The 9,030-nt window shown below is 61.6% G+C and carries 9 protein-coding genes and 1 pseudogene; 5 read left to right on the forward strand and 5 right to left on the reverse strand.

From position 1 onward, the window contains the following. The first annotated feature begins 83 nt into the window (after positions 1–83). Positions 84–656, forward strand: a complete 573-nt coding sequence (locus B4400_RS16720; protein ID WP_170915031.1) for a TetR/AcrR family transcriptional regulator — start codon at positions 84–86, stop codon at positions 654–656. Positions 657–1,249: 593 nt separating this feature from the next. Here the strand turns inward: B4400_RS16720 and B4400_RS16725 are convergent. Continuing rightward, positions 1,250–2,239 carry an amidohydrolase family protein gene (locus tag B4400_RS16725; protein ID WP_139361441.1) on the reverse strand — a complete coding sequence of 330 codons (990 nt, stop codon included), beginning with the start codon at positions 2,237–2,239 and terminating at the stop codon, positions 1,250–1,252. Between the two features lie 101 nt (positions 2,240–2,340). On the opposite strand from B4400_RS16725, the gene soxR reads away from it, so the two are divergent. Both soxR and B4400_RS16735 read left to right on the forward strand, forming a co-directional pair. Beyond that, positions 2,341–2,835, forward strand: a complete 495-nt coding sequence (gene soxR, locus B4400_RS16730) for a redox-sensitive transcriptional activator SoxR (RefSeq protein WP_139360430.1) — start codon at positions 2,341–2,343, stop codon at positions 2,833–2,835. Between the two features lie 592 nt (positions 2,836–3,427). Next, the gene (locus B4400_RS16735; protein WP_078312546.1) at positions 3,428–4,180 is read left to right on the forward strand and encodes a hypothetical protein; all 753 of its coding nucleotides are present in this window, start codon (positions 3,428–3,430) and stop codon (positions 4,178–4,180) included. 196 nt (positions 4,181–4,376) lie between these two features. Here the strand turns inward: B4400_RS16735 and B4400_RS16740 are convergent, their stop codons facing one another. Both B4400_RS16740 and B4400_RS24420 read right to left on the reverse strand, forming a co-directional pair. Continuing rightward, positions 4,377–4,625: a DUF3297 family protein gene (locus B4400_RS16740; RefSeq protein WP_005058085.1), complete on the reverse strand. Its 249-nt coding sequence runs from the start codon at positions 4,623–4,625 to the stop codon at positions 4,377–4,379. Between the two features lie 86 nt (positions 4,626–4,711). Then, a complete protein-coding gene (locus B4400_RS24420) occupies positions 4,712–4,870 on the reverse strand; it encodes a hypothetical protein (protein ID WP_286151407.1) in 159 nt (52 codons plus the stop codon). 107 nt (positions 4,871–4,977) lie between these two features. Here B4400_RS24420 and B4400_RS16745 point away from each other — a divergent pair, with 107 nt between their 5' ends. Next, positions 4,978–5,529 carry a YaeQ family protein gene (locus B4400_RS16745; protein ID WP_078282988.1) on the forward strand — a complete coding sequence of 184 codons (552 nt, stop codon included), beginning with the start codon at positions 4,978–4,980 and terminating at the stop codon, positions 5,527–5,529. An 861-nt stretch (positions 5,530–6,390) separates the two neighbouring features. Then, positions 6,391–7,599: pseudogene (gene rho / locus B4400_RS16755) on the forward strand (transcription termination factor Rho); the annotation flags it as partial. A gap of 32 nt (positions 7,600–7,631) precedes the next feature. On the opposite strand, the gene B4400_RS16760 reads toward rho, so the two are convergent. Both B4400_RS16760 and B4400_RS16765 read right to left on the reverse strand, forming a co-directional pair. Beyond that, the gene (locus B4400_RS16760) at positions 7,632–8,240 is read right to left on the reverse strand and encodes an LGFP repeat-containing protein (RefSeq protein WP_078312549.1); all 609 of its coding nucleotides are present in this window, start codon (positions 8,238–8,240) and stop codon (positions 7,632–7,634) included. A gap of 241 nt (positions 8,241–8,481) precedes the next feature. Beyond that, a complete protein-coding gene (locus B4400_RS16765) occupies positions 8,482–8,910 on the reverse strand; it encodes a cellulose-binding domain-containing protein (RefSeq protein WP_078312550.1) in 429 nt (142 codons plus the stop codon). Positions 8,911–9,030: the final 120 nt, after the last annotated feature.

Genomic DNA, 9,030 nt, shown 5'->3' on the forward strand with positions numbered 1-9,030 from the left:
CCTGGTTGAGATCCGCGCAAATGAACATAACCGTGCAACATCGGAACATCAGCGTTCTATTCCGGACAGGATAGGATCACATCATGTCCGTCTCGGCAGAGCAACTCTCGGGTGTGCAAGCGCGCACCAGGGCCGCGATCCTGGCTGCTACGGCTTCTGCGCTGGCCGCGAACCGGACAGCCAGCATGCCGGAGATCGCCACCGCGGCCGGCGTCGGTCGCACCACGCTGCACCGCTACTTCGCCGACCGCGAGACGCTGATCCACGAGGCCACCCTGGACTCGATCCGCGTGCTCACTGAAGCGGTGGACGAGGCCGCCACCGAGGACGGACCCGCACTCGATGCGATGCGGCGATTCATCAGCGCCGGCGTCTCAATCGGTGAACGGTTGGTCTTCCTCTTCGGTGACCCGGCGGTGCTGCGCGATATCCCACCGGCCCAGTCCCCGAACGAGGAGGTGGTGATCAACCTGATCACACGGGGACAACACGAAGGCGTGTTCGACCCTGACCTCGACCCGACCTGGATCTGGCACGCGCTCTACGCATTGATCCTGCGAGGCTGCGAGCAAGCCATGGCCGGTGCACTGCCGCGGCACACCGTCGCGCCACTGATCACCCGCACCTTCGAGCGCGGCATCCGCCCGGCTCCCTAGCTGCAGCAGGAATACAACCAGGACCGCGTGGCGGCAGACGACTTATCTCGCCCCGGTGGTCGAAGATCCGTCCGTGGTCCAGGCTCAGACGTTGCTGACGTCGGATTATGAACAGGTCAGTGAGCTCACTGAGTCGATAGTCAAGGCTGAGTACCGGCTGTGACATTCACGCTGTGACATTCACGCCGTTACCCCACGTCTTGAGCCATCACCGTCAGCAGATGGTCGTGATGCGCAGGACCTTTATTCGATTGCCACCGTAGCGGTAGGGGCAGCTACGGAATGGCCAACATTACCCGGATGAAGCCGGACCGATCCTTCCGGAAATGATGGCCAAATCCCATGTCGGACTGGCCAACTAGATTCGGAACGGACAGCGGCCCTCAGCCGCCGCGTTAGGTCGAGTTGTCCAAAGCGCCTCGACGCCAACTTGTTCGGCGGCGGGCAATTGGGACGCTCTAATCGTTGGCTTCTTCCTTCTGCTGATCGTTGAGCCTGGGTGCCGGCGGTGGTGGTGCGGGCGCGGTAGCGGGCGGCCACTTCGCCTTGCCGGTTGTGGTCGCTGTGGTGGCGTTCGCGGTTAGCCAAGGGTGTTAGCGGCGGATCTCGGCCCGGATTTGATCCCAGGTCCCGCTGGCGATTTTGTCGCGCACGTTGTCGGTCAGTTCGGCCTCGGCCAGGAAGGCACGTGCTCCGCCACCGCGGGTTGGCACGTAGGGGAAGTCGGCCGCGAACATGACACGATCGGAACCGACCACCTCCAGCGCCCACTTCAGGTATCGATGGCTAAAGACGCCGCCCGGGGTCAGAAACGCGTTGTGGCACACGTAGTCGGTGATGGTCCGCTCCAAATGCGCCACGCCGGCGAGGCCATCGACTCGGTCCAGGTAGAACGGCAACATCTCTCCCCAATGGCCCAAGATGATCTGCAAATTCGGGAACCGATCGAACACTCCGGCCAGCACCAGACGAAGGAACTGCAACCCGGCGTCGTAATGCCAGCCCACGCCGTAAGTGGCCAGGGCGGTACCGACTTGGTCACCCAAACCCCCGTAGTAGGCCTGCCGGACCGGTAGCGGCGGGGTTTGCGGATGCAAGTACAGCGGCGCCCGCAGCGCCTCAGCTGCCTCGAACAGAGGCCAGAACTGCTTGTGATCGATGGACTCCCCCTGGACACGACCAAAGATCAGTGCGCCGTCGAAACCTAGTTCCCGCACCGCTCGATCCAATTCTGCCGCAGCCTGTTCGGGATTTTGTGGCGCCAAGGTCGCAAACGCTTGAAATCGCTGCGGGTGTCGAGACACGGCCTCGGCGATCTCATTGTTGATCGCAGTTTGCAACGCGACGGCATCGACTGCCGGAAGGTCGAACAGTCCAGGTGTGGTCAACGACAACACCTGCACGTCGATACCGGCGTCATCCATCAGCGCCAGCCGGCGCTCGCCCAGGGACGCCAGATTGCGGGCCAGGTCTGATGCAGCGTCAAGCGACGCCATCGGATCACGCCCCTGGTGGGGTAGCCGTTCCCACGCCGACGCGACCGACGGCAGGAGATAGTGCTCCTCGAGCGCGCTGATCTTCACGATCTGACCTCCGCTACCATCGGCCCACGGCCAGGTGCGAGGCTTCCCCGAACGGTACGGAGGTCTCGCGCCTCCAAGTCGATACCCATGCCGGGTAGGTTATGACTTCAAGTCCAGTTGAAGTCAAGGGAGAGAAGCCGTTGTCGCACAAACCAACCGACATGCTCACCGTCGGCGAGGTAGCCCAACGCGCCGGAATCGCCACGAGCGCCGTGCGTTTTTACGAAGACCAAGGCCTCATCAGTTCGGCGCGCACACTCGGGAATCAGCGCCGCTATCCCCGCCACGTATTGCGTCGCATCAGCATCATCCAAGCTGCCCGCCGGTTCGGCGTCACCCTGGCCGAGGTGTCCGCCGTCTTCGCCGACCTGCCCGACAACCGCATGCCGAGCAAGTCCGACTGGAACCGCATCTCTCGTCGCTGGCACGCTCAACTCCAAGCTCGACGCCGCGAGATCGAACACCTCGAAAACGAACTCACCGGATGCATCGGTTGCGGCTGCCTATCACTGGCCACCTGCCGCATCGTCAATCACGACGACGAACTCGCCCGGCACGGACCCGGCCCACGACGACTCATCAAACCCATCGACTGAATCGCACCCGCTGCCCAAGGGCGGGCGTCGACGCTGTGTCGTACCGCAATAGTTAACTGCCAGCCGGGGACGAGGGTCATCTTCTCGGCCCGTAGAGCTATGAGCATGGAAGCAGTTGGTAGATATCGCAATTCGATTCCACGTCAAGGCGTCTACCTTCTCGGCCGAAGCGCAAGTAGTCGGAGTATGTTTGCCGTCGAGGGTTCGCAGTAACCATAGTGCGGCTATGCACGCTGACCAGGTCGTCACACGGCCGATTCGTAGCGTGGGGAATCGAGAGGCCCATCGCCGGACGCCGTGTGACCAGGTAAAGACTGTTCGTCGAGTTGCCACGAATATGCACTAATCGAATATGCAAAGTTGCCAGTAGACCTTGGATGAGGCTCGCGAGAACCGAGCCGTCTACGACTACTGCTTGGCTGACCTCGAAAGCTACCTTGACGCAGTCGAAGCCGGGGACACAGAGACCCTGAGCCGATTCATCGCGGCCGCATATCACCTGAGAGTTCATTGCGGCGGCTCGTCACCAATGCCCCTTCAAATGGATCCCGGTGGCCGCAGGGACGGTGAAGGAGTGGTTAGGGTAGCGAGCATGACTGTGCACGACCGGTTCGCTGAGCTTTCCCAGCGGATCACCGCGCTGACGGGGCATACCATCAGCCGCGACCAGGTGATGGCAGTGGCCGACCAGGCCTTCAAGCAGCAGATCGATCTCGACGACGACGGCCAGCTGCGCACGCTGGTAGCAGAACGCGCTGCACCGCTGACTGCCGGTGGACCCGCAGTGCCGGGCATACAGTCTGGCCAGCCTGCTGAATCGGAGAACGCTGCCTCGACCTTTTCAGCACCCACGCCGTCATCCGCGGCGTCCGGGAACCGCCGGATGCGATGGGCGGTAGTCGTTTCTGTGGCAGTACTAGTGATCGCGGGGGGCGCCACCGCCTACTTCGTGATCCGACGCGCCTCGAACCACTGCGACACTACGGTCGCCGCCGCCGAGGAGGTTGCCCACCTGAGCCTCGAGTTCACCGGTCTCGCAGATCAGAACCTGCCCGCGCTCAAGGAGCGTCTATCCCCCGAGGTTTACACACAGTCCGAACAGGCATTCCGCTCCGTCAGCACGATTCCTGGCGCAGATCGATACGTCTCGCATATCGCCGAGCTGACCAGCAAGCAGGTCGAGTGCTCCGGTACCAACGCCCGCGTTGAGTCACAGATCGCCTGGTCGGTAACAACACCTAGAAACCCTGCACCGCAGACCACGCACGGAACCTGGGCCACCACTCTCGAGTACCAGAAGAACCGGTGGATCGTCACCAAGGTTGAGTACGCGTCTAAGCACTGAGGTGGCCGGTCCTGAGCGATTTGGCCGCGAGACGCCCACCCCCGCGCGCCGGACGGCTGACGGCGTTTCTCCCCCGTCGCAACTCAACTGAATCGCAGGTGCTCGTTGCAGCTTGCTCGCTGCCGCTCGAGTCACGGGTCGACCGCCGGGGCCGGTTGACAGCCGCGCCAGAAATCCAGGGGCTTCCGCATTTTGCTCAGCGGAAAAAAGGTTCAACCGTGCCACTGAGCTTGACGACCATAGGATTTCCGCGGCGATCCTTCGCGGTGGGGACTTCAACACGCACCCAACCCTCGGCCACGTTGTATTCGTGAACATTGGTTTTCTCGACGCCATTAAAGCGAATACCCACGTCGCGGCGAAGCACCTCTTCGCTATAGAAGGCGCTGCGCGGATCGATGGAGAGGTGATTCGGCGGAACGTCTGTGTTCTGATCCTCGGACATGATTGCCTTCGTTGAATGCTGTGCTAAGTGCTCGGATTGTTCTCAGAGAATCTACGCGACCCTGCAGTAGCGGGCCGCGCGTAGGTCTAGGAGGGCCGCTCTCCCCTGCCGCTTCTGATGAATTCCGCACGTTCGTATCGGGAGGAATGCGCCACTCTCCCCTCGTGCGCATCCACCAAGCTGAGTACCGCATCTTCGTAGGCGATCAGCGCCTGCGCCATCGACGTACCCCACTGTTGCTGCATGGTTGCGTGCCTGGGTGGCGACTCGAACCGGCATCTGGCTAGGCGTCGTGACCGCTAAATGCGACCTGACTGCTCGGGGGGGGCACCACTTGGGTGGACACTATGACGTGGCCCTTTCTGCAACAGTTTTCAAAGTCGAACTTGGCGTCTCCGATGTCGATCACGGTTACTACGCCGATCACGCACTGACCGTGGCCCGTCATCCCAGCGAGACCGATGAGCGGATGGTGGTGCGCTTGTTGGCTTTTGGGCTTCGTGCACACCGACTCAGCGACGTCGACGGCGAGTTGGCGTTCGGGCCAGGCCTGTCCACTCCGGGTGTACCGGACTTGCGGCTCGCCGACTACACCGGCCGGATCCTGGAGTGGGTCAACGTCGGCCAGCCCGATGAACGCGCATTGGGCAAGGCGGCCAGCCAGGCCGACCAGGTGCTGCTCTTCCCATTCGCCGCCGGCGTGGCCACCTGGTGGCGCACCGTCGGCCCCAAAGTGGCGGGGCTATCGAACCTGTCGGTAATGCAGATACCGAATGCAGCGGTACAGCAACTGGCCCAGGCTGTCGATCGACGGGTCTCGGCGCAGGTGATGGTGATCGAAGGTCAGGTGACGATGACCGTAAGCGGGGTCGACGTCACCTTCACGCCCGAGCCATTGGAGTGAACGTATGAGCCCGAGTTGCTAGTCGATGGCGTTAGCGTCACGGATGCTGATGTGGGCCGGAATGGACGCCGCCTGCGAGCTCGACGCGCGGGGCAAGACTGCCCACGCCCGGGCTCAGCAGCACGCTCGGCGCCCGTACCGGGCCACGCTTATCTTGAGCCGACCGGAGATGGACTATGCAGAGTTACCAGCAACCTACTCCGTTTTTATCAGATGAATCGAGCCCGTCGTAGAACAGGCACGCATGCTTGGCCCAAGCTAAAGCCGTGACCCGGTGCCGCCTTTCGCCCGGCCGACGACGAGGTGTGCATTTCCCACACCAACAGTTCAGAATCCTCGGTCGCAGTAATTCGGTGCCCACCTGTTGCGGTGAGACGGACGGCGTCCCCATTGGTTAACGGGCGCATGGCCGATATCATCGGCATGGCAGCGCCACAAGGCTTGACTTCCCTAAACTTCTGCCCTACATTTCCGATTAGTCGGTAGCCTTTCCGTGTACTTGCCACGCTTGTTAGCGTCGGATCAAGGCAGAACGACTGTCCCCCAGACGAGTCCGACGTTGGTTTGACTCATCTCACACCGAGATCACGTTCTACACGTCAATCTCATTCTGAAAATCAACCCACGCAAGGTTGATAGTCCGGGGCGCGACCTTCATCGGCGGCCCCACATTCCCACTGCTTCGTGCTGCTCGATCTAACACGGTTCTCCTGAACTGCGACAGCCGAAGCCTTCCATTGAGCTGCCATAAAGAAGGGAACATTCATGACAAGCGAGGACCTAATCACCACTGCGGCAACCGAAGTAAAGACCGATGGCCTTGCGAGCCGCGATGATCCGAGCACGAGCACGAGCACGAGCGGTAGCCGATTCCGCGATCGCAGTCGAGGACGAGAGCAATCCGCCCGAATCACCGAGGGGCACACGCTACGAACATTCTCGGGGATTGTGGACATTCGGGATGGTCGCGCATTTGTGTGCACCTCGGGCTATCTGACAGGTCCCGATGATCTACAGCTGTCGATGAAACAGATCCGCGACATCGGACTGCGCCGCGGTGACGCTGTCACTGGCCTCGCCCCGGCTGCTCCTGAAAGAGAAGGCAATGGCAACCGTCAAGGACACAAGTTCAGCGGGATGGTCCGTCTGGATTCCGTTAATGGCCGAAGTATCGAAAAAGCCAAGGAGCGGCCTGATTTCAGCAAGATGACCCCGCTCTATCCGAATGAACGATTGCGCCTCGAAACAACATCGGATCGGCTGACAACCCGCGTAATCGACCTGATCATGCCGATAGGCAAAGGGCAGCGTGCGCTGATCCAGTCGCCCCCCAAAGCCGGCAAGACGACCATACTTCAAGACATCGCCAACGCTGTCGCGGTCAACAACCCCGAATGCCACCTCATGGTGGTGCTCGCTGACGAGCGTCCAGAAGAAGTCACTGATATGCAGCGCTCGGTCAAAGGCGAGGTGATCGCATCGACATTCGACCGCCCGCCCGCGGACCACACGCACGTAGCTGAACTGGCGATCGAGCGAGCCAAGCGTTTGGTTGAGTACGGCGAAGATGTTGTGGTGCTTTTTGATTCGATCACCAGGCTAGGCAGGGCGTACAACAACTCATCACCTGCCTCGGGGCGCATCCTGTCCGGTGGTATCGATTCGTCCGCGCTTTATCCGCCGAAGCGGCTGCTTGGGGCGGCGCGCAATATCGAAGACGGTGGTTCACTGACGATTATCGCGACCGCGTTGGTGGAGACGGGTTCCCAAGGTGACACGGTGATCTTCGAAGAGTTCAAGAGCACGGGCAACGCGGAACTGAAGCTTGACCGCAAGGTCGCTGAACGACGCGTCTTTCCGGCAGTGGACGTGCATCCTTCCAGTACACGGAAGGACGAACTCCTGATGTCCGCAGAGGAGGGAGCGATTGTGCAGAAGCTGCGCCGGGTGCTGTCCGGCCTTGACTCACAACAAGCCATCGATCTTCTCGTGAGCCGGCTCAAGAAGACACGAAACAACGCCGAATTCCTACTGCAGGTGCAAAAGGGTGCACCACCGGTGTCTGCCTAAGACAACCACTTCGGCACGAATCGCCACCGCGTCTACAGCCCGGAAGGTACGACCCGGTCGTTGACCGTCACCTCGACCTGACCGGTCTTCGGGTTGTATTCGATCTTGCCGTGCTCGAAGGTCGACACGAGCAGATCGCCGACTGCGTTCTCATCGCTGGTGGGTAGCCCCAGCGGGCCCGCCGAGCCGTTATCGCCGGTGATCGAGGGTGTGCCGTCCGGGTCGCGTTGGACATTCCAGGCCTCCCGGATCTTGCCCACGACGATGTATGCGGGCGTACCTGCCTGGTTGTTCTTGGCGATGATCGCGCCGCCCTGGAACTGCTGGAACACCGCGCCACTCTCCCGTGTGCCCGCGTTGCGGTCACCCGTCAAGGCCTTACCGAGAGCCTGCTTCTGATCCTCGGTGGCCGACGAATATTTGGCAGCGATCGGGCCAGTCAACGTCACCTCGACGTCCCTGTCCCCGATCAGCTTGACCTGGGTGGACTGCGCCGGCGCTGCGGACGAGGTGGTGGCGATCAATCCGACCCGAGGCGGCGCCGACGTGTCGACACTCGTCCCATTGCCGCAGCTCGCGGTGATCAGCGCACTGGCTGCCAGGCCGACGACTGCCGTGCGGCGGTATGCGATCGTCCTCATGAGTTCCTCCCGCGTCTTCCCATGGTGTCGGTCCAGTTGCGGCTGAACCTCTCGCCCGGCCGAGACTACAACCGAACCACTCAACTCGCGCGGGCGATCGCAGTCTTCATGGGCCCAAGCAGACCTACGACGCAGTTATGGACGGCGGGCGAGGGCATCTGGGTAATGGTCACCGCTGCTCAACGAAATCCATCACGGTCCTGGGCGAGCTGCATGGCCGATCCTTGCCGCGGAGTCGCCCCTAGCTGCACGGATACTGCCCGTTGAGCACACAATTCAACGGTGGCGTGTAAGAACCGCTCAGTACGCCTCGTAGGCCGCCTGTGGCGGAACCTCCTGGTGCGATGGTGCGATTCCAATTCGCGGGGCCGAGGACGTAGTGCGTGCCCGATTGCGCAAGGGTGCTACTCCACGTATGCCGGACGGACTCCCCCATCGGCAGGTCGAATTCAAGCCTCCAATCGGCGAGCGGCACCGTACTCAAGTTGGTGATGGTGAAGCTGGCGATGAAACCGGTCTGCCACGTCGAGGTCACCGACAACGTCGCTGCGGCAGCAGCTGCGTGAGCTACCGGGGCGGTGGGGATTCCGAGGACGGCAAGTATGAACGCCGACGCGGCGACGTGAAGCGCTGCGCGCCAGCGTTTCACGCAGTTATCGAGTCCGGCCATAACAGCCAACACTAAAGCCAAACCGACGATATTGACCCTCGCACCGCAGGTAAGCCGCAGTACCTTTGCTCAACTGAGACCGTCGTGAAACTTAGTCTCGACTCATTCCCTACCGACCCC

It is taken from the genome of Mycobacterium sp. D16Q13, assembly GCF_002013375.1.
GTDB lineage: Bacteria > Actinomycetota > Actinomycetes > Mycobacteriales > Mycobacteriaceae > Mycobacterium.

Excerpts from the sequence above, each read along its gene's own strand:
- B4400_RS16720 (WP_170915031.1), top strand. The coding sequence starts at position 84 with ATGTCCGTCTCGGCAGAGCAACTCTCGGGTGTGCAAGCGCGCACCAGG.
- soxR (WP_139360430.1), top strand. The coding sequence starts at position 2,341 with ATGACTTCAAGTCCAGTTGAAGTCAAGGGAGAGAAGCCGTTGTCGCAC.
- B4400_RS16735 (WP_078312546.1), top strand. The coding sequence starts at position 3,428 with ATGACTGTGCACGACCGGTTCGCTGAGCTTTCCCAGCGGATCACCGCG.
- B4400_RS16740 (WP_005058085.1), bottom strand. The coding sequence starts at position 4,625 with ATGTCCGAGGATCAGAACACAGACGTTCCGCCGAATCACCTCTCCATC.
- B4400_RS24420 (WP_286151407.1), bottom strand. The coding sequence starts at position 4,870 with ATGCAGCAACAGTGGGGTACGTCGATGGCGCAGGCGCTGATCGCCTAC.
- B4400_RS16760 (WP_078312549.1), bottom strand. The coding sequence starts at position 8,240 with ATGAGGACGATCGCATACCGCCGCACGGCAGTCGTCGGCCTGGCAGCC.
- B4400_RS16765 (WP_078312550.1), bottom strand. The coding sequence starts at position 8,910 with ATGGCCGGACTCGATAACTGCGTGAAACGCTGGCGCGCAGCGCTTCAC.